The following is a 19448-nucleotide window of genomic DNA, read 5'->3' on the forward strand; positions in this document are numbered from 1 at the left end:
GCACATGCCCCGTCGTAGCCGGCTGACCCGGCTGAGCCGCAAGCGGGGCGCCCAGCCCAAGGTCGTCGCCCTCGGCGGCGGCATGGGCCTGTCCGCCTCGCTGGCGGCGCTGCGCCGGATCACCGGCGACCTCACGGCCGTGGTCACCGTCGCCGACGACGGCGGCTCCAGCGGCCGGCTCCGCGAGGAGCTCGGGGTGCTGCCGCCCGGCGACCTCCGAAAGGCGCTCGCGGCGCTCTGCGGCGACGACGACTGGGGCCAGACCTGGGCCCGTGTCATCCAGCACCGCTTCCAGTCCAAGGGCGAGCTGCACGAGCACGCGGTCGGCAATCTGCTGATCGTCGCCCTCTGGGAGCAGCTCGGCGACCACGTCCAGGCCCTCGACCTGGTCGGCAAGCTGCTCGGCGCCCAGGGCCGGGTGCTGCCCATGTCGGCCGTCCCGCTGGAGCTGCAGGCGCTGGTACGCGGGCACGACGAGGCCAGTCCGGACGCCGTGGACACCATCCGTGGCCAGGCCAATGTGGCCCTGACCCCGGGCGAGGTGCAGTCCGTCCACCTGGTCCCGCACGACCCGCCGGCTGTCCCCGAGGCGGTCGCCGCGGTGCGCGACGCGGACTGGGTGGTGCTCGGTCCGGGCTCCTGGTTCTCGTCCGTGATCCCGCACTTGCTGGTGCCGGAACTGCTCGACGCGCTCACCGAGACGAAGGCCCGAAAGGTCCTCTCGCTCAACCTCGCCCCACAACCCGGAGAAACCGAAGGCTTCTCACCGCAGCGTCATTTGGAGGTTTTGGGACGACACGCCCCTAAACTCGCCCTGGACGTGGTGCTGGCCGATGAGGCAGCCGTGCGCGACCCGGAGTCTTTGACCGATGCCGCCAAGAGGCTCGGAGCCGCGGTCGAGCTGGCCCCTGTGGCCAGGACCGATGGTTCTCCGAAGCATGATCCGGAGCTGTTGGCCGCCGCGTACGACCGTATTTTTCGGATGCATGGAAGGATCGGCCCATGGCGATGACGGCAGCGGTGAAGGACGAAATCTCCCGGCTCCCCGTCACCCGGACCTGCTGCAGGAAGGCCGAGGTCTCGTCGATCCTGCGGTTTGCGGGCGGGCTGCACCTGGTGAGCGGCCGGATTGTGATCGAGGCGGAGCTGGACACCGCGATGGCGGCGCGCCGCCTGAAGAAGGACATCCTGGAGATCTTCGGGCACAGCTCGGAGCTGATGGTGATGGCCGCGGGCGGGCTGCGGCGCGGCTCGCGTTATGTCGTACGCGTGGTCGCCGGCGGCGATCAACTCGCACGCCAGACCGGCCTGGTGGACGGCCGCGGCCGTCCCATCCGGGGACTGCCCCCGCAGGTGGTCTCCGGCGCGACCTGCGACGCGGAGGCCGCCTGGCGCGGCGCGTTCCTCGCGCACGGCTCGCTCACCGAGCCGGGCCGCTCCTCCTCCCTGGAGGTGACCTGCCCGGGTCCCGAGGCGGCCCTCGCCCTGGTGGGCGCCGCCCGGCGGCTGCAGATCGCGGGCAAGGCCCGCGAGGTGCGCGGTGTGGACCGGGTCGTCGTCCGGGACGGCGACGCGATCGGCGCCCTGCTGACCCGGCTCGGCGCCCATGAGTCGGTGCTCGCCTGGGAGGAGCGCCGGATGCGCCGGGAGGTGCGGGCCACCGCCAACCGCCTGGCCAACTTCGACGACGCCAACCTGCGCCGCTCCGCGCGGGCCGCGGTCGCCGCCGGGGCCCGGGTGCAGCGCGCGCTGGAGATCCTCGCCGACGAGGTGCCGGAGCACCTGGCCGCGGCCGGCCGGCTGCGGATGGAGCACAAGCAGGCCTCCCTGGAGGAGCTGGGCGCGCTCGCCGACCCGCCGCTGACGAAGGACGCGGTGGCCGGGCGGATCCGCCGGCTGCTCGCCATGGCCGACAAGCGCGCGCAGGACCTGGGGATTCCGGGCACGGAGTCCAGCATCACCGAGGAGATGGCCGACAACATGGTCGGCTGAGCGATCGGCCTGCGCAGGGCCGACGTATCGGCCGGCGTACGCACCAAAAAGCCGCTGGTGTCCGGATCCGTCCGGACACCAGCGGCTTTTGTGTATCCCGTAACCCCTCACGCCGTATTGACATGATCATGCGGTGTCACGAGCCTGGCGTCTGCGCACACACGTGCCGGACAACTGCAAGGGGGGCTCATGAGACGAAGAGCGAGATCAATCCTCGCTACGGGTGCTCTGCTGGTGGGCGGCCTGGTCGCCGCACCACTGGCGCAGGCGAAGGCGCCGGGGGCGGACGATCCGGGCGCCGACGCCGTCAAGGTGTTCCGGGCCGAGGTCACCAAGGAGCAGATACCCCTGCTCCTCAAGGCGGGCCAGGACGGTCATGAACTGGCCGAGCAGGCGCCGGAGAAGGGCACCGCGAGCGTCGAGGTCTACCTCACCGACAGCCAGGCCAAGAAGCTGGAGCGGCAGGGCGTCGACCTGGAGGAGCACAAGGTCTCCGCCGCGGCCGAGAAGCGACTGGCCGCCGCAGGCGACGGGGTGTTCCGGCCCTACAGCGGGGCGGGCGGCCTCAAGGAGGAGATCGTCAAGACCGGGCAGGCCCACCCGGACCTCACCAAGGTCGTCTCCATCGGCAAGACGGTCAAGGGCCAGGACATCCTCGCGCTCAAGCTCAGCAAGGGCGCCAAGAAGTCCAAGGACGGCGCCAAGCCCTCGGTCCTGTACATGTCCAACCAGCACGCGCGCGAGTGGATCACGCCCGAGATGACCCGGCGCCTGATGCACCACTACCTCGACAACTACGGCAAGGACCAGCGGATCACCAAGCTGGTCGACACGACCGAGCTGTGGTTCGTCCTCTCCGCCAACCCCGACGGCTACGACTACACGCACGCCGCGAACGGCGACCGGCAGTGGCGCAAGAACATGCGCGACGTGGACGGCGACGGCACGCACACCGCCGCGGACGGCGTCGACCTCAACCGCAACTTCGCCTACAAGTGGGGCTACGACAACGAGGGTTCGTCCCCCGATCCGTCCTCGGAGACCTACCGCGGCGCGAGCCCGTCCTCCGAGCCGGAGACGAAGGCCCTCGACGCGTTCGAGAAGCGCATCGGCTTCACGTACGGCATCAACTACCACTCGGCGGCCGAACTCCTCCTGTACGGCGTCGGCTGGCAGGTCGCCACGCCCACCCCGGACGACGTGCTCTACAAGGCACTTGCCGGTACGCCGGAGAACTCGGCGATCCCCGGCTACCGCCCGCAGGTCTCCTCCGAGCTCTACACCACCAACGGCGAGGCCGACGGACACGCGGGCAACGTCAACGGGCTCGCGATGTTCACCCCCGAGATGTCGACCTGCCAGACGATCTCCAACCTGGACCCGAACGACCCCTGGAAGCCCGAGGACTGCGCCTCCGTCTTCACCTTCCCGGACGACGAGAAGCTGATACAGCAGGAGTTCGCCAAGAACATCCCGTTCGCGCTGGCCGTCGCCGAGACCGCCCACCACCCGGACAAGGCGTCGTCGCCGGTCGGCATCGACGACCCCGACTTCACGGTCGACCCGATCACCACCTCGTACGCCCGCGGCGGCGACCAGGAAGTCGCCGTGACCGTCCGCAAGTCGGTGCGCGACAAGGAGCTCAACTACCGCATCAACGGCGGTCGTACGCATGACGAGGACCTGGACGCCTGGAAGGGCGGCGAGACCTTCGGCGGCGAGGACAACATCAGCTTCGACGAGTACCGCGCCGAGATCGAGGACGCGGAACCCGGCGACAAGGTCGAGGTCTGGTACACGGGCCGCACGAAGAAGGGCAAGGTCGCCAGCGAGCACTTCACCTACACCGTCGCCGAGCGGGCCAAGGCCTCCACGCTCGTCGTCGCCGAAGAGGGCGCGGCGGCCAAGCACGCCCAGAAGTACGTCGACGCGCTCAAGGCCAACGGCCGCAGCGCCGTCGTCTGGGACGTCGCGACCCAGGGCGCCCCGCACCCGCTGGGCGTACTGAGCCACTTCAAGACGGTGGTGCACTACACCGGCGACCCGGCACCCGGCGGGCCCACCCTGCTCGCCCTGCGCGCCTACCTCAACGAGGGCGGCAAGCTGATCGAGGCCGGCGAACGGGCCGGCGGCCGGGTCCGCGTGGGCCGGGCACTGTCCGACGACTTCGGGCAGTACTACCTGGGCGCGTACGAGCGGCTCGCGGCGCCCGGAGCGACCACCTTCAAGGGCACCGGCAAACTCGGCGGCGTACAGACGCCGATCGGCGCGGCGGAGGGCAACCCGCTGGACAGCGCGGGCCGTTACACGGTGACCTCCGACAACCTGCCGCCCGCGCAGTTCCCGCAGTTCCAGAGCGCGGCGGCCGGTGAATACCCCGGAGTCGCCAATCCTTACGCGCCCTTTGAGGGCACCGGGATGGCCTCGGCGACCCACGCCGACAGCGACTGGAAGCGGCTGACCCGCACCCTCGACCTCACCGGGGTCACCGCGGCCGACGCGCCCGAGCTGAAGTTCGCGGTCAACTGGAACACCGAGCCGGGCTACGACCACGCGGTGCTCGAGGCGCACACGGCGGGCGCCGACGACTGGACCACGCTCCCGGACAAGGGCGGCAGGACATCGCAGGCCGTACCGGAGGAGTGCGGAGCCGGGTTCTACATGCGCACCCACCCCTTCCTCGGCCGCTATCTGACGCGGTCGGCGGACGGCTGCACGCCCGGCGGCACCTCGGGCGCCTGGAACGCCTTCACCGGAGCGTCCGACGGCTGGACGCAGGTCTCCTTCGACCTGGCCGCCTACGCGGGCAAGAAGGTCGAGGTGTCGCTCAGCTCGATCACCGACCCGGGCAGCGGCGGCCGCGGCGTCTTCGCGGACAACGCCTCCCTGGTCGTCGGCGGCACCGCGCGGGAGACCGAGGGCTTCGAGGCCTCCCTGGGTACCTGGACCGCCGCCGGCGCCCCTGCCGGAAGTCCCAACATCACGGGAGATTGGACCAGGACCGGCGAGCTCTACAAGCCCTTCGCGGCGGTTACAACGGGTGACAGTGTGCTGGTCGGTTTCGGCCTGGAACACATCCCCGGCGCAGCGGAGCGCACAGCGCTCCTGGGCAAGGCCCTTGCCTCGCTGCGGCGCTGACTCTCCGTAGTCAGGACGTAAGTCCCGACGGCCCGTATTCCCGCTGGGATACGGGCCGTCGGTACTCGTACGGCCCTGCTCGATGTCACTCGAACGCCCTCGGAGAGGTAGGGTCGGAGGCGGTCGGGGACATCCCATACAGCTCGCCGGCGGACAGACCGGCGCACCAACGAGGAGATCGGTTCGTGACGATCCGCGTAGGCATCAATGGCTTTGGTCGTATCGGCCGCAACTACTTTCGGGCACTGAAGGCCCAGGGCGCGGACATCGAGGTCGTTGCCGTCAACGACCTGGGTGACACCAAGACGACCGCGCACCTTCTTAAGTACGACACCATCCTCGGCCAGTTCCAGGGCGAGGTGTCGCACACCGCCGACACCATCACGGCTGACGGCCACACCATCAAGGTGCTCTCCGAGCGCAACCCGGCCGACATCCCCTGGGGTGAGCTGGGCGTCGACGTCGTCATCGAGTCGACCGGCATCTTCACCAAGAAGGCCGACGCCGAGAAGCACATCGCCGGTGGCGCCAAGAAGGTCCTCATCTCGGCTCCGGCCAAGGACGAGGACATCACCATCGTGATGGGCGTCAACGAGGACAAGTACGACGCGGCCAACCACCACGTCATCTCCAACGCCTCCTGCACCACCAACTGTGTGGCGCCGATGGCCAAGGTTCTCGACGAGAACTTCGGCATCGTCAAGGGCCTGATGACGACGGTCCACGCGTACACCAACGACCAGCGCATCCTGGACTTCCCGCACTCCGATCTGCGCCGCGCCCGCACGGCCGCGCAGAACATCATTCCGACCACCACGGGTGCCGCCAAGGCCACCGCGCTGGTCCTCCCGCAGCTCAAGGGCAAGCTGGACGGCATGGCCATGCGCGTCCCGGTCCCGACCGGCTCCATCACGGACCTGGTCATCGAGCTGAGCCGCGAGGTCACCAAGGACGAGGTCAACGCCGCGTTCCTGAAGGCCTCCGAGGGCGACCTCAAGGGCATCCTGGTGTACACCGAGGACCCGATCGTGTCCTCGGACATCGTCAGCACCCCGGCGTCCTGCACCTTCGACTCCAGCCTGACCATGGCCGACGGCAAGACCGTCAAGGTCCTCGGCTGGTACGACAACGAGTGGGGCTACTCCAACCGTCTGGTGGACCTCACCACCTTCGTCGGCGGCCAGCTCTGATCAGCACCGCAGGCAGCTCGATGTGAGTGACAGGGGCTCGGGAAGCGCAACGCAGCGCTCTCCGGCCCCTGTTGCTTGTGCGAGCCCTCCGGGCCTTTCGGAACTCTTCCAAGGAGAAAGCCACTCATGAAGACGATCGACGAACTTCTCGCCGAAGGGGTCGCCGGCAAGCGGGTCTTCGTCCGCGCCGACCTGAACGTGCCGCTCGACGGCACCACCATCACCGACGACGGCCGCATCCGCGCCGTGCAGCCCACCGTGCAGGCGCTCGCCGACGCGGGCGCCCGGGTCATCGTCGCCTCCCACCTCGGCCGCCCCAAGGGCGCCCCGGACCCGGCCTTCTCGCTGGCTCCGGCCGCCGCGCGCCTCGGTGAACTCCTGGGCACCAAGGTCGAGTTCGCCACCGACACGGTCGGCGAGTCCGCCAAGTCGACCGTTGAGGGCCTCGCCGACGGCCAGGTCGCCGTCATCGAGAACCTCCGCTTCAACGCCGGTGAGACCTCGAAGGACGACGCCGAGCGCGGCGCCTTCGCGGACCAGCTCGCCGAGTTGGCGGACGTGTACGTCGGCGACGGCTTCGGCGCCGTGCACCGCAAGCACGCCTCGGTCTTCGACCTCCCGGCCCGACTGCCGCACGCCGCGGGCTACTTGATCGCCACCGAGGTCGGCGTCCTGAAGAAGCTCACCGACGAGGTCAAGCGGCCGTACGCCGTCGTCCTCGGCGGCGCCAAGGTCTCCGACAAGCTCGGCGTCATCGACCACCTCCTGGAGAAGGCCGACCGCATCCTCATCGGCGGCGGCATGGCGTACACCTTCCTCAAGGCCCTCGGCCACGAGGTCGGCATCTCGCTGCTCCAGGAGGACCAGGTCCCGGTCGTCACCGAGTACATGGAGCGCGCCAAGGCCAAGGGCGTCGAGTTCGTGCTCCCGGTCGACGTCCTCATCTCGACCGAGTTCCCGGACCTGAAGACCAAGGCCCCGGCCAACCCGAGCACCGTCGCCGCGGACGCCATCCCGGCCGACCAGGAGGGCCTGGACATCGGTCCGGAGACCCGCAAGCTGTACGCCTCGAAGCTCGCCGACGCCGAGACCGTCTTCTGGAACGGTCCGATGGGCGTCTTCGAGCACCCCGACTACGCCGAGGGCACCAAGGCCGTCGCCCAGGCGCTCCTCGACAGCCCGGCCTTCACGGTCGTCGGCGGTGGCGACAGTGCCGCGGCCGTGCGCCTGCTGGGCTTCGACGAGAATGCTTTCGGCCACATCTCGACCGGCGGCGGCGCCTCCCTCGAATACCTCGAGGGCAAGACGCTCCCCGGCCTTGCCGCACTGGAGGACTGACCCCGCATGACTGCTATTGGCCAGGGCCGGACGCCGCTTATGGCGGGCAACTGGAAGATGAACCTCAACCACCTCGAGGCCATCGCCCACGTCCAGAAGCTCGCCTTCGCGCTCGCCGACAAGGACTACGAGGCCGTCGAGGTCGCCGTCCTGCCGCCCTTCACCGACCTGCGCTCCGTGCAGACCCTGGTGGACGGCGACAAGCTCAAGATCAAGTACGGCGCCCAGGACATCTCGGCGCACGACTCCGGTGCCTACACCGGCGAGATCGCAGGCCCGATGCTCTCGAAGCTGAAGTGCACCTACGTGGCCATCGGCCACTCGGAGCGCCGCCAGTACCACGCCGAGAACGACGAGATCTGCAACGCCAAGGTGAAGGCCGCGTACAAGCACGGCCTGACCCCGATCCTCTGCGTCGGCGAGGGCCTCGACATCCGCAAGGCCGGCCAGCAGGTCCAGTACACGCTGGCCCAGCTCGACGGCGCCCTCAAGGACCTCCCGGCCGAGCAGGCCGAGTCCATCGTGATCGCGTACGAGCCGGTGTGGGCCATCGGCACCGGCGAGGTCGCGACCCCCGAGGACGCCCAGGAGGTCTGCGGTGCGATCCGCGGCCGGCTCGCCGAGCTGTACTCGCAGGAGCTGGCCGACAAGGTCCGCATCCAGTACGGCGGCTCCGTGAAGTCCGGCAATGTCGCCGCGATCATGGCTCAGCCCGACGTGGACGGCGCGCTGATCGGCGGCGCCGCTCTTGACGCCGATGAATTCGTCAAGATCGTTCGGTTCCGCGACCAGTAGGAACCGGCGTGGAACCAATGATCGACCAGTGATCGCCCGGTTCCGCGAGCAGTGAGTATGCGGTGGCGGCGATACGTCGTACCCTTGCGGGGGCCGGACGGCTCGGATTCTCGAGCCCCGGCCCCCGCAGTCTTTGTCTCGTTTTGATTCGTCCGTAAAAGTCCGAGGAAGTTGGTCCAGCCGTGGTTATGGGGTTCTCGATCGCCCTGCTCGTCTTCAGCGGCCTGCTGATGCTTCTTGTGCTGATGCACAAGGGCAAGGGCGGCGGTCTGTCCGACATGTTCGGTGGCGGAATGCAGTCCTCGGTCGGCGGCTCCTCGGTCGCCGAGCGCAACCTCGACCGCATTACGGTCGTGGTCGGTCTGCTCTGGTTCGCCTGCATTGTCGTGCTCGGCCTTCTAATGAAGTTGGACAGCTGACGCCCTCTTTCCGCAACGGGACTTACGCTGACTTAATATGGGGCGTACGTCTCGGGGGTGGGGGTGTAACTCCAATCACTGGACGCGCGTTGGGCCTTACGTAGACTGGGGCACCCGCGGCGCAGCCGTCGGTGAGCAACGCTGTGCAGCACCGTTACGCAGGGAGTTACGACCGTGGCAAGTGGCAACGCGATCCGTGGAAGCCGGGTCGGAGCGGGGCCGATGGGTGAGGCCGAGCGGGGCGAGTCCGCGCCCCGCCTGCGCATCTCCTTCTGGTGCTCGAACGGGCATGAGACGCAGCCCAGCTTCGCCAGCGACGCGCAGGTCCCCGATACCTGGGACTGCCCGCGCTGCGGCTTCCCCGCAGGTCAGGACCGGGACAATCCGCCGGACCCGCCGCGCACCGAGCCGTACAAGACGCATCTCGCGTACGTACGTGAGCGGCGCAGCGACGCGGACGGCGAGGCGATCCTCGCGGAGGCACTCGCCAAACTGCGCGGCGAAATCTAGCTGTTGAACACCGGCCGGACACCCCTGGGTGTCCGGCCGGACTCGTTGTGCGGCTCTTGCCTTTGTGCGGAGTTGCGCGGCTTTTCTCGGACGGAGGCTCTCCTCTGCCGGAAGCGGACAGAACGCGCCAACCCGCCCTGATCAACTAAGTTGGTCCTTGGCAGCGGGGAAGTTCTGCAGACTCAGGTAAGAGAGAAGGCTGAAGGCCGAGATGAACGCAGCAAGCCGCACCAGGCTCAACCAACTGCCCGAGTGGGCGGCGCTCGCCAAGCATCGGGAGCAGCTGGGCGACGCGCATCTGCGGGAACTGTTCGAGACGGACCCCGGGCGCGGGACCGGCTATGTGCTGCAGGTCGGCGATCTGCACATCGACTACTCGAAGCACCTGGTCACCGACGAGACGTTGACGCTCCTGCGTGAACTGGCCGCGGCGACGGACGTCTTCGGGCTGCGCGATGCCATGTTCCGCGGCGACAAGATCAACACCACCGAGGACCGCGCCGTCCTGCACACCGCGCTGCGTGCCGCGCGGGACGCGGTGATCGAGGTCGACGGGGAGAACGTCGTACCCGACGTGCACGCCGTGCTCGACAAGATGAGCGCCTTCTCGGACAAGGTCCGCTCCGGCGAGTGGACCGGCCACACCGGCAAGCGCATCCGCACCATCGTCAACATCGGCATCGGCGGCTCCGACCTCGGCCCGGCGATGGCGTACGACGTGCTGCGCTCCTACACCCAGCGCGACCTCACCGTCCGCTTCGTGTCGAACGTCGACGGGGCCGACCTGCACGAGGCCGTACGGGACTTGGACCCGGCCGAGACGCTCTTCGTCATCGCCTCCAAGACCTTCACCACGATCGAGACGATCACCAACGCCACCTCCGCGCGGGACTGGCTGCTCACCGGCCTGCGCGCCGACCAGAGCGCGGTGGCCAAGCACTTCGTGGCGCTGTCGACGAATGCCGAGAAGGTGTCGGAGTTCGGCATCGACACGGCCAACATGTTCGAGTTCTGGGACTGGGTCGGCGGCCGCTACTCGTACGACTCCGCGATCGGTCTCTCGCTGATGATCGCGATCGGCCCTGACCGGTTCCGCGAGATGCTCGACGGCTTCCGGCTGGTCGACGAGCACTTCCGTACGGCCCCCGCTGAGGCCAACGTGCCGTTGCTGCTCGGCCTGTTGGGCGTCTGGTACGGCGGCTTCCGCGACGCGCAGTCGCACGCGGTGCTGCCGTACTCCCACTACCTCTCCAAGTTCACCGCGTACCTGCAGCAGCTGGACATGGAGTCCAACGGCAAGTCCGTGGACCGGGACGGCGTTCCGGTGGACTGGCAGACCGGGCCGGTCGTCTGGGGCACCCCGGGCACCAACGGCCAGCACGCCTACTACCAGCTGATCCACCAGGGCACGAAGGTCATCCCGGCCGACTTCATCGGCTTCGCCGAGCCGGTCGCCGATCTGCTGCCGGGCCTGGTCGCCCAGCACGACCTCCTGATGGCCAACTTCTTCGCCCAGACCCAGGCACTCGCCTTCGGCAAGACGCCGGACGAGGTGCGGGCGGAAGGGGTGCCCGAGGAGCTGGTCGCGCACAAGACGTTCCAGGGCAACCACCCGACGACCACGATCCTGGCGCGCGAGCTCACGCCGTCCGTGCTCGGCCAGCTGGTCGCGCTGTACGAGCACAAGGTGTTCGTGCAGGGCGCCATCTGGAACATCGACTCCTTCGACCAGTGGGGCGTCGAGCTCGGCAAGGTCCTCGCCAAGCGGGTGGAGCCGGCGCTCACCGAGGGTGCGGACGTGCCCGGCCTGGACGCCTCGTCCAAGGCGCTGGTGGCGAAGTACCGGGAGCTGCGGGGTCGTTGAGGTTCCTGAGGCCGCGCACCCGTAAATGGGATGCGCGGCCGCCTTCTTGGGGGTGACACTGCCAGGCGGCCCAGTCACCCCCAGGAAGGCCCGTCATGAGCCAGCAGCTGCTCGCCGCCCTCGCCGATCCCGAACGCCTCAAGCTGTACGCCAGCATCGTGCGCTTCGGCGACGCGGCCGAGGCGCCCGCCGGGAAGGCCGGACAGAAGCACCTCGCGCGGCTGGTCAAGGCCGGACTCGTGCAGGCACTGCCCGACGGGACGCTCAGGGCGGACGCGGAGGTGTTCCGCAAGGCCCTCGCGGCCGCCCCGAAGACCGAGGCGGACGGCGACGTACCGCAGCAGTTGAAGCCGTTCTTCGAGCAGGGGCGACTGAGGTCGATGCCCATGCGCCCCGCCGTGCGGCAGGCCCTCCTGGCCCACCTCACCCACACGTTGTTCGAGGCGGCCAGGACGTACACCGAACCGGAGGTCAACGCGGCCTTCCGCACGGTCCATGACGACAGCGCGATGCTGCGCCGCTACTGCGCCGAAGCCGGGCTGCTCGTCCGGGCCAAGGACGGCAGCAGCTATCAGCGGGCCGCCTGACCGGCCTTGATCTCGTCGTACAGCCGGGCCACCAGGGAGCGCAGCCACTGGTGGCCCGGATCCGTGTCGACCCGGATGTGCCAGGTCTGGTCGACGCGGACGGTGGGCAGCTCCAGGGGGATCTCCAGGACCGTGAGCGGCAGCGTCCGGGCCGCCTCGTGGGCGAACTCCTCCGGCACGAGGGCCAGCGCGTCCGTGTCCAGCGTGAACAGGCACGCCGTCATATACGTCGGCACCGTGGCCAGGACGTCGCGGGCCAGCCCCAGTCCGGCCAGCGCCTCGTCGACCACCGTACGGGTCTGCCCGCGCCGGGTCGCCGTGATGTGCGGCAGCGCGGCGAAGCGCTTGGCCGTGAGCGGGCGGGCCGCGAAGGGGGCATCGGCGCGCGTGACGGCGACGTACCGGCAATGACCGAGGGTGCTGCTGCGGAAGTCCGGGGGCAGCGGCTGCGGCAGGGGGCCCAGGTCCAGGTCGATGGCGGTGCGCAGGTCCGAGATGTTCTCGTCGCCCTCCGGCAGCATCCGCAGCCGCACCCCGGGGGCCTGTCGGGTGACCTCCGCGACCAGTGCCGAGCCGAGCGAGACGGCCATGCTGTCGTTCGTGCGGATCATGAACTCCCGCTCCAGCGTGGCGAGTTCGACCGGCTGTGGCGGACGCAGCGCCGTGAGCGCGCCGGCCAGCGCCGACTGGACCTGCGGCTGGAGCTCACGGGCCCGTGGGGTCAGGGCGAGGCCCCGGCCCGACGGGACGAGCAGCGGATCGCCGACCACCCGACGCAGCCGCCCCAGCGTGCGGCTCATCGCCGACGGTGACACCTGGAGCTCGGCCGCGGCCCCCGCGACGCTGCCCTCGCGCAGCAGGGCGTCCAGGGCGGGGAGCAGATTCATGTCCGGCAGCTGCATGCCATGCACTCCTCGGCTGACCAATCGGAACTTGTGTGCAGCAATCCTAGCGCTCAGGCTGAAAGCAGCGCAGGGCCCGCCCCGGCCCGCGTATCCCGCATCTTCGGACCCGAGGGGGACACGCATGATCGACTCACGGCAGCGGAGCATCGCGCTCCTGGTCGCCGGCTGCTTCTTCATGGAGAACCTGGACGGCACCATCGTCACGACCGCGACCCCGCAGATCGCGGCCGCCCTGGACAGCACACCGGCCGCCGTCGGCCTGGTCGTCACCGCCTATCTGGTGACCCTGGCCGTCCTCATACCGCTCAGCGGCTGGCTCACCGCGCGTTACGGCGCACGGCGCGTGATGCTGTCCGCCATCACCCTGTTCACCCTCGCCTCGCTCGGCTGCGCCCTCAGCGAGAACCTCGGCACGCTGGTCGCCCTGCGGATCGCGCAGGGCGCCGGCGGCGCGATGATGGTGCCGGTCGGACGGCTCGTCGTGCTCGCGCGGACCGAGAAGCGGGACATTCCGAAGGTCATGGCGTACATCGTGTGGCCCGCGCTGATCGCACCCGTCCTCGCGCCGCTGCTCGGCGGTTTCCTTGTCACGTACGCCAGTTGGCACTGGATGTTCCTGATCAACCTGCCGCTCGGGGTGCTGGCCTTCGCGGTGGCCCGGCGGCTCATCGAGGCGGGGCCCGCGGGCGCGCCCCCGCCGCTCGACATCGCCGGGGTGCTGCTGACCTGCACCGGGCTCGGCGCCCTGACCTGGACCGCGCATCTGCTCACCGAGGGCGCCGGATGGAGCGTGGTCGGGGTGCTCGCCGCCGGTTCCGCGGCCGCTCTGGTGCTTGCCGTACGTCATCTGGGGCGCGCCCCGCACCCGCTGCTCAACCTCCGTACGCTGCGGGTCGCTTCGTTCCGGGCGACGGTGACCGGGGGGTCGCTGTTCTGGGTGGTCGTGGGTGCCGTGCCGTTCCTGCTGCCGCTGCTCTTCCAGGAGGTGTTCGGCTGGAGTGCGGTGAAGTCCGGTGCGGTGGTGCTCTTCGTGTTCGTCGGCAACATCGGGATCAAGCCCGCGACGACGTATCTGCTCAACCGGTTCGGATTCCGGCCTCTGTTGGTCGCCTCCACGGCGGGGCTCGCCGTCACCATGGCAGCCTGCGCCCTGCTCGCTTTCGGTACGCCGCTCGCGCTGATCGCCGTGGTGTCGCTGGCCAGTGGCGCGGCCCGCTCGCTGGCGCTCACCGGCTATTCGACGCTGGCCTTCAGCGAGACGCCGCCGGGGCAACTGCGGGACGCCAACGCTCTGTCGGCCACCGCACAGCAGCTCTCCGCCGGGCTGGGGGTCGCGGCCGCGACCGTGGCGCTGCATGTGGGCACGGCCGTGACGGACAGCCCGGCGGGTGCGTACGCGACGGCCTTCCTGCTCCTGGCCGGGCTCGCTCTGACGGCCACGGCCGGGGCCGTCAGGCTGAGTTCGGGGGCCGGGGACGGGGTGCGGGCGGTTGCGAAGGTCGGGGTCTCCGCCATCAAGTAGGCAGGTGAGGAGCTGCTGTCAGAAGCGCTCCCCGATTGGTCGCTCTTTGGCACACTGCGCGCATGGATGACATATCTCTGCCGCACAAGGGGTGGGGCAAGGGCAGTGTGCGCGTCGCACACGCCCCTGTCGGCACGGCGACCGTGTTGGAAATCCAGGGCAGTCGGCTCTCCAACTACTACGTGTACGGACTGGTGGAAACCGCCACCAGTCTCGAGCAGGGAGGCATGCTCGCCTCGGTCTGCTTCAGCGGTGAACGCCTGCGGGCCGTCGTACCGCGCGAGTACACGCATGTGAAGATCTCACCTCCCTCCAACAGCGCGGGGATCGTCCGCTGGAAGTTGGGCTTCCGCCCCGGGGACGGCATCCGCGAGCTGACCGGCGAGGACCCGGTCCGCGGCAGTCACCCGGATGTGCTGAGGTGGAGCGGTGGTCCGGCCGAGCTGGCCCTGGAGGTGGGGAAGGGCTATGCCCGTGTGCACCACTGTGCGCTCAGCGGTGCCCGGCGCGAAGAGGTGCGCTACGTCGGCGAGGGGCCCTTCAGGGGCACGCTGAAGGTGCCCGGCCCCGGACTGATCGAGGTGGACTGCCTCGTCGCCTGGTCACTCCAGCCGCTGAAAGCATGACGGCCCGGTCCGCCTGAGCGGGCCGGGCCGTCAACCGGTGTGTCCGGTCAGGGTGAAGCAGGCGGATACAGATCCCACGGCAGCTGCGAGGCCGCCGCCGAGTCGAGCAGCCACAGCGTCCGGACGCGGCCGTACGCGCCCGCCGCCGGGGCCTGGATCTCGCCCGTGCCCGACAGTGCGATCGCCGCCGCCTTCGCCTTGTCCTCGCCCGCCGCGAGCAGCCACACCTCACGTGCCGCGCGGATCGCGGGCAGCGTGAGGGAGATGCGGGTGGGCGGGGGCTTGGGTGCGCCGTGCACGCCGATCACCATGCGCTCGGTCTCCCGGACGCCGGGGTGCTCGGGGAACAGCGAGGCCACGTGGGTGTCGGGGCCGACGCCGAGGAGGAGCACGTCGAAGGACGGGACCTCCGCGTGGTTCTCCGGCCGTGCGGCGCCCGCGAGTTCGGCCGCGTACGCCTCCGCCGCCGCATCCGCGTCGTTGCCGTACGCGCCGTCCGACGCCGGCATCGCATGCACCCGGGCAGGGTCCAGCGGCACCGAGTCGAGCAGCGCCTCGCGGGCCTGGGTGACATTGCGGTCCGGGTCGCCCTCGGGCAGGAACCGCTCGTCGCCCCACCACAGGTCGAGCCGGGCCCAGTCGATCGCGTCCCGCGCGGGGGACGAACCGAGCGCGGCAAGCAGGCCGTTGCCGTTCCGGCCGCCCGTGAGCACGACCGAGGCCGAGCCACGGGCCGCCTGGGCGTCCACGATCTTGGTGATCAGGCGGGCCGCGGCGGCCTGGGCCATCAGCTCCTTGTCGCGGTGGACGACGAGCTGCGGGGACGAGGTCATGACGTACTCACTTCGCTGCCGCCGCCTTCGAAGTCGCCTTCTTGGCGGGGGACTTGGCCGCCTTCTTCGCCGGAACGGCAGCCTCCTCGGGGGCCGAAGCCGTCTCGGGCACGGTCTGCACCTCGGCGGCCTCGCCGAGCCGGTCCACGCCGAACTTCAGCGCCGACGCGTACGTGTCGTCCGGGTCGAGGCGGCGCAGCTCCTCCGCGATCAGCTCGGCCGTCTCGCGCCGCTTCAGCGCCACCGCGCGGTCCGGCTGGCCCTGCATGGAGAGCGTGGCCAGCGAGCCGTCGGCGCGGTCGAGGACGATCGGGCCGCAGTTGGTCTCCATGTGGACCGAGGTCAGCCCCGGACCGGTGGACACGCTGCGGTTGACCGGCACACCGAGGCGGTCCGCCAGCCACATGGCGAGCAGCTCGACGCTCGGGTTGTACTCCTCGCCCTCCACCCCGACCGCGGTGACCTGGCAGGTCACCTGGTCCAGCGCGGCGGCCAGCATGGACCGCCACGGGGTGATCCGGGTCCACGAGAGGTCCGTGTCGCCCGGGGTGTACGTCTCCGCGCGCGCGGCCAGCTCGTGGATGGGCTGCTCGGCCGCGTACGTGTCGGTCACCCGGCGCTGGGCGAGCGCGCCCAGCGGGTCGTTCGCCGGGTCGATCGGCGCGTTCACCGGCCACCACACGACGACCGGCGCGTCCGGCAGGAGCAGCGGAAGCACCACGGACTGGGCGTGGTTGATGGCCTCGCCGTACAGCCGCAGGACGACCGTCTCGCCGGTACCCGCGTCCGCGCCCACCCGTACCTCGGCGTCGAGGCGCGAGTTGGTGCGGTCACGGGGAGAACGGGAGACCCGCTTGATGACGACCAGCTTGCGCGAGGGGTGCTCGCGCGATGCCTCGCCGGCCGCCTTCAGGGCGTCGTAGGCGTTCTCCTCGTCCGTGACGATGACCAGGGTGAGCACCATGCCGACGGCCGGCGAGCCGATGGCCCGGCGGCCCTGCACGAGGGCCTTGTTGATCTTGCTGGCCGTGGTGTCCGTAAGGTCGATCTTCATGGCCGACGCCAGCTCCGTCCGTCTCGTTCGAGCATTTCGTCCGCCTCGACAGGTCCCCAGGTCCCGGACGGGTACTGGGCGGGCTTGCCGTGCGTGTCCCAGTGCTGCTCGATCGGGTCGAGGATCTCCCAGGAGCGCTCGACCTCCTCGGTGCGCGGGAAGAGGTTCGAGTCGCCCAACAGGACGTCGAGGATGAGGCGTTCGTACGCCTCCGGGCTGGACTCCGTGAAGGACTCGCCGTACGCGAAGTCCATGGAGACGTCCCGCACCTCCATCGAGGTGCCCGGCACCTTCGAGCCGAACCGCATGGTCACGCCCTCGTCCGGCTGCACCCGGATGACCAGGGCGTTCTGCCCCAGCTCCTCGGTGGCGGTGTGGTCGAAGGGGGAGTGCGGGGCGCGCTGGAAGACGACCGCGATCTCGGTGACGCGACGGCCCAGACGCTTGCCGGTACGCAGGTAGAACGGCACGCCCGCCCAGCGGCGGTTGTCGATCTCCAGCTTCACGGCGGCGTAGGTGTCGGTCTTCGACTTGGGGTCGATGCCGTCCTCTTGGAGGTAGCCGATGACCTTCTCGCCACCCTGCCAGCCGGCCGCGTACTGGCCGCGCACGGTGTCCGCGGCCAGATCCTTCGGGATCTTCACGGCGCCGAGGACCTTGGTCTTCTCGGCCGCGAGGGCGTCCGCGTCGAAGGAGGCGGGCTCCTCCATCGCGGTCAGGGCGAGGAGTTGGAGCAGGTGGTTCTGGATGACGTCACGGGCGGCGCCGATGCCGTCGTAGTAGCCGGCGCGGCCGCCGATGCCGATGTCCTCGGCCATCGTGATCTGCACGTGGTCGACGTACGACCGGTTCCAGATCGGCTCGAAGAGCGTGTTGGCGAAGCGGAGCGCCAGGATGTTCTGGACGGTCTCCTTGCCGAGGTAGTGGTCGATCCGGAACACCTGGTCCGGGTCGAACACCTCGTGCACGATCGCGTTCAACTCCTTGGCGGAGGCGAGATCGTGGCCGAAGGGCTTCTCGATGACCGCGCGGCGCCAGGCGCCTTCCTTCGGGTCGGCCAGGCCGTGCTCCTTGAGCTGCTGGACGACCTTCGGGAAGAACTTCGGCGGCACCGACAGGTAGAAGGCGAAGTTGCCGCCCGTGCCCTGTGCCTTGTCGAGCTCCTCGATGGTCGCCTTCAGCGTCTCGAAGGCGTTGTCGTCGTCGAAGTCGCCCTGTACGAACCGGCAGCCCTGCACCAGCTGCTGCCAGACCTCCTCGCGGAAGGGGGTGCGGGCATGCTCCTTGACGGCGTCGTGGACTTCCTGCGCGAAGTCCTCGTCCTGCCACTCGCGGCGCGCGAAGCCGATGAGCGAGAAGCCCGGCGGCAACAGGCCGCGATTGGCCAGGTCGTACACGGCAGGCATCAGCTTCTTACGGGACAAATCGCCCGTGACGCCGAAGATCACCAGGCCCGACGGCCCCGCGATACGCGGGAGCCGTCGGTCCAGTGCGTCACGCAGCGGGTTTGCGCCGCTTGCGGAAACGGGGGTCAAGTTGGTCAGGCCTCCGAAGGGGTGAGGCGCTTGAGCTCCGCCTCCGTGGACTTGAGCAGGTCGTTCCAGGACGCCTCGAACTTCTCGACGCCCTCGTCCTCGAGCAGCTGCACCACGTCGTCGTACGAGATGCCGAGCTTCTCCACGGCGGCGATCTCGGCGCGCGACTGCTCGTACGTGCCGGCGATGGTGTTGCCGGTGATCTGCCCGTGGTCGGCGGTGGCGTCCAGGGTCGCCTCCGGCATGGTGTTCACCGTGTTGGGTGCGACGAGGTCGTCGACGTACAGGGTGTCCTTGTACGCCGGGTCCTTGACGCCGGTCGAAGCCCACAGCGGACGCTGCTTGTTGGCCTGCGCCTTGTCGAGGGCCGCCCAGCGGTCCGTGGCGAAGACCTCCTCGTACGCCTCGAACGCGAGACGGGCGTTGGCGAGCGCGGCCTTGCCCTTGAGGGACTTGGCCTCGTCCGTGCCGATGCCGTCGAGCCGCTTGTCGATCTCGGTGTCCACGCGGGACACGAAGAACGACGCCACCGAGTGGATCTGCGAGAGGTCGAGGCCCGCGGCCTTCGCCTTCTCCAGGCCCGCCAGGTAGGCGTCCATGACCTCGCGGTAGCGCTCCAGCGAGAAGATCAGCGTGACGTTGACGCTGATGCCCTTGCCGATGGTCTCGGTGATCGCGGGCAGGCCCGCCTTGGTCGCCGGGATCTTGATGAGCGTGTTCGGCCGGTCCACCAGCCACGCCAGCTGCTTGGCCTCGGCGACGGTAGCCGCCGTGTTGTGCGCCAGGCGCGGGTCGACCTCGATGGAGACCCGGCCGTCCTGGCCACCGGTGGCGTCGTACAGCGGACGCAGAATGTCCGCCGCGTCCCGTACGTCCGCCGTGGTGATCATGCGGATGGCTTCCTCGACGGTGACCTTGCGGGCGGCGAGGTCGGCGAGCTGCTGCTCGTAACCGTCGCCCGACGAGATCGCCTTCTGGAAAATCGACGGGTTGGTCGTGACGCCCACGACGTGGCTCTGGTCGATGAGCTCGGCCAGATTGCCGGACGTGATCCGCTTGCGCGACAGGTCGTCCAGCCAGATCGCGACGCCTTCCTCGGAGAGGCGCTTGAGTGCGTCTGTCATGGAAATTGCATCTCCT

Annotated in this window: 17 protein-coding genes; 12 read left to right on the top strand and 5 right to left on the bottom strand. The window is 69.6% G+C overall.

Going from position 1 to position 19448, the window contains the following annotated elements:
- Positions 1 to 4: 4 nt before the first annotated feature.
- The 10 genes from OG430_RS36590 (at position 5) to OG430_RS36635 (ending at position 11833) form a co-directional block, all read left to right on the top strand.
- On the top strand, positions 5 to 1012 hold the full coding sequence (locus OG430_RS36590) for a gluconeogenesis factor YvcK family protein (RefSeq protein WP_327356945.1): 1008 nt from the start codon (positions 5 to 7) through the stop codon (positions 1010 to 1012).
- Entirely contained in the window at positions 1003 to 1992 is a 990-nt protein-coding gene (gene whiA / locus OG430_RS36595) for a DNA-binding protein WhiA (RefSeq protein WP_327356946.1), read from the top strand. The genes OG430_RS36590 and whiA overlap by 10 nt, the downstream gene beginning before the upstream one ends.
- A gap of 189 nt (positions 1993 to 2181) precedes the next feature.
- Complete coding sequence (locus tag OG430_RS36600; protein WP_327356947.1) at positions 2182 to 5130, top strand: M14 family zinc carboxypeptidase; 2949 nt, start codon at positions 2182 to 2184, stop codon at positions 5128 to 5130.
- A gap of 185 nt (positions 5131 to 5315) precedes the next feature.
- Positions 5316 to 6320, top strand: a complete 1005-nt coding sequence (gene gap, locus OG430_RS36605; protein ID WP_327356948.1) for a type I glyceraldehyde-3-phosphate dehydrogenase — start codon at positions 5316 to 5318, stop codon at positions 6318 to 6320.
- Positions 6321 to 6446: 126 nt separating this feature from the next.
- Positions 6447 to 7658, top strand: coding sequence for a phosphoglycerate kinase (locus OG430_RS36610; protein WP_327356949.1), 1212 nt, complete (start codon positions 6447 to 6449; stop codon positions 7656 to 7658).
- Positions 7659 to 7664: 6 nt separating this feature from the next.
- Entirely contained in the window at positions 7665 to 8453 is a 789-nt protein-coding gene (gene tpiA, locus OG430_RS36615; protein ID WP_327356950.1) for a triose-phosphate isomerase, read from the top strand.
- A gap of 188 nt (positions 8454 to 8641) precedes the next feature.
- A complete protein-coding gene (gene secG / locus OG430_RS36620; protein WP_327359384.1) occupies positions 8642 to 8872 on the top strand; it encodes a preprotein translocase subunit SecG in 231 nt (76 codons plus the stop codon).
- 174 nt (positions 8873 to 9046) lie between these two features.
- Positions 9047 to 9382: an RNA polymerase-binding protein RbpA gene (locus tag OG430_RS36625; protein ID WP_003957010.1), complete on the top strand. Its 336-nt coding sequence runs from the start codon at positions 9047 to 9049 to the stop codon at positions 9380 to 9382.
- Between the two features lie 211 nt (positions 9383 to 9593).
- Positions 9594 to 11246, top strand: coding sequence for a glucose-6-phosphate isomerase (gene pgi, locus OG430_RS36630; protein ID WP_327356951.1), 1653 nt, complete (start codon positions 9594 to 9596; stop codon positions 11244 to 11246).
- Between the two features lie 95 nt (positions 11247 to 11341).
- Positions 11342 to 11833, top strand: coding sequence for a DUF2087 domain-containing protein (locus tag OG430_RS36635; protein ID WP_327356952.1), 492 nt, complete (start codon positions 11342 to 11344; stop codon positions 11831 to 11833).
- Here OG430_RS36635 and OG430_RS36640 read toward each other — a convergent pair.
- Positions 11818 to 12735, bottom strand: a complete 918-nt coding sequence (locus OG430_RS36640) for a LysR family transcriptional regulator (RefSeq protein ID WP_327356953.1) — start codon at positions 12733 to 12735, stop codon at positions 11818 to 11820. The two genes, OG430_RS36635 and OG430_RS36640, sit on opposite strands and share 16 nt — an antisense overlap.
- A gap of 124 nt (positions 12736 to 12859) precedes the next feature.
- Here OG430_RS36640 and OG430_RS36645 point away from each other — a divergent pair, with 124 nt between their 5' ends.
- Complete coding sequence (locus OG430_RS36645) at positions 12860 to 14260, top strand: MFS transporter (protein ID WP_327356954.1); 1401 nt, start codon at positions 12860 to 12862, stop codon at positions 14258 to 14260.
- 62 nt (positions 14261 to 14322) lie between these two features.
- Complete coding sequence (locus tag OG430_RS36650; protein ID WP_327356955.1) at positions 14323 to 14886, top strand: hypothetical protein; 564 nt, start codon at positions 14323 to 14325, stop codon at positions 14884 to 14886.
- 47 nt (positions 14887 to 14933) lie between these two features.
- Here the strand turns inward: OG430_RS36650 and pgl are convergent, their stop codons facing one another.
- Genes pgl through tal form a run of 4 tightly spaced genes read right to left on the bottom strand, consistent with a single transcriptional unit; the run spans position 14934 to position 19432 of the window.
- Positions 14934 to 15719: a 6-phosphogluconolactonase gene (pgl, locus tag OG430_RS36655; protein WP_327356956.1), complete on the bottom strand. Its 786-nt coding sequence runs from the start codon at positions 15717 to 15719 to the stop codon at positions 14934 to 14936.
- Between the two features lie 7 nt (positions 15720 to 15726).
- Complete coding sequence (opcA, locus tag OG430_RS36660) at positions 15727 to 16773, bottom strand: glucose-6-phosphate dehydrogenase assembly protein OpcA (protein WP_327356957.1); 1047 nt, start codon at positions 16771 to 16773, stop codon at positions 15727 to 15729.
- Positions 16770 to 18308 (bottom strand): glucose-6-phosphate dehydrogenase, encoded by a 1539-nt coding sequence (gene zwf, locus OG430_RS36665; protein WP_327356958.1) that lies wholly within the window; start codon positions 18306 to 18308, stop codon positions 16770 to 16772. Before zwf ends, opcA begins: the two co-directional genes overlap by 4 nt.
- A gap of 5 nt (positions 18309 to 18313) precedes the next feature.
- Positions 18314 to 19432 (bottom strand): transaldolase, encoded by a 1119-nt coding sequence (gene tal, locus OG430_RS36670; RefSeq protein ID WP_327356959.1) that lies wholly within the window; start codon positions 19430 to 19432, stop codon positions 18314 to 18316.
- Positions 19433 to 19448 lie beyond the last annotated feature (16 nt).

Origin of the sequence: Streptomyces sp. NBC_01304 (assembly GCF_035975855.1) — a bacterium.
Classification (GTDB): Bacteria; Actinomycetota; Actinomycetes; order Streptomycetales; family Streptomycetaceae; genus Streptomyces.

Bases quoted from the DNA above. Each gene is read 5' to 3' on its own strand.
- opcA (WP_327356957.1), bottom strand. From the start codon at position 16,773: ATGAAGATCGACCTTACGGACACCACGGCCAGCAAGATCAACAAGGCC.
- secG (WP_327359384.1), top strand. From the start codon at position 8,642: ATGGGGTTCTCGATCGCCCTGCTCGTCTTCAGCGGCCTGCTGATGCTT.
- OG430_RS36645 (WP_327356954.1), top strand. From the start codon at position 12,860: ATGATCGACTCACGGCAGCGGAGCATCGCGCTCCTGGTCGCCGGCTGC.
- whiA (WP_327356946.1), top strand. From the start codon at position 1,003: ATGGCGATGACGGCAGCGGTGAAGGACGAAATCTCCCGGCTCCCCGTC.
- pgi (WP_327356951.1), top strand. From the start codon at position 9,594: ATGAACGCAGCAAGCCGCACCAGGCTCAACCAACTGCCCGAGTGGGCG.
- tal (WP_327356959.1), bottom strand. From the start codon at position 19,432: ATGACAGACGCACTCAAGCGCCTCTCCGAGGAAGGCGTCGCGATCTGG.
- OG430_RS36640 (WP_327356953.1), bottom strand. From the start codon at position 12,735: ATGCAGCTGCCGGACATGAATCTGCTCCCCGCCCTGGACGCCCTGCTG.
- OG430_RS36600 (WP_327356947.1), top strand. From the start codon at position 2,182: ATGAGACGAAGAGCGAGATCAATCCTCGCTACGGGTGCTCTGCTGGTG.
- tpiA (WP_327356950.1), top strand. From the start codon at position 7,665: ATGACTGCTATTGGCCAGGGCCGGACGCCGCTTATGGCGGGCAACTGG.
- OG430_RS36590 (WP_327356945.1), top strand. From the start codon at position 5: ATGCCCCGTCGTAGCCGGCTGACCCGGCTGAGCCGCAAGCGGGGCGCC.
- OG430_RS36610 (WP_327356949.1), top strand. From the start codon at position 6,447: ATGAAGACGATCGACGAACTTCTCGCCGAAGGGGTCGCCGGCAAGCGG.
- OG430_RS36650 (WP_327356955.1), top strand. From the start codon at position 14,323: ATGGATGACATATCTCTGCCGCACAAGGGGTGGGGCAAGGGCAGTGTG.
- OG430_RS36635 (WP_327356952.1), top strand. From the start codon at position 11,342: ATGAGCCAGCAGCTGCTCGCCGCCCTCGCCGATCCCGAACGCCTCAAG.
- pgl (WP_327356956.1), bottom strand. From the start codon at position 15,719: ATGACCTCGTCCCCGCAGCTCGTCGTCCACCGCGACAAGGAGCTGATG.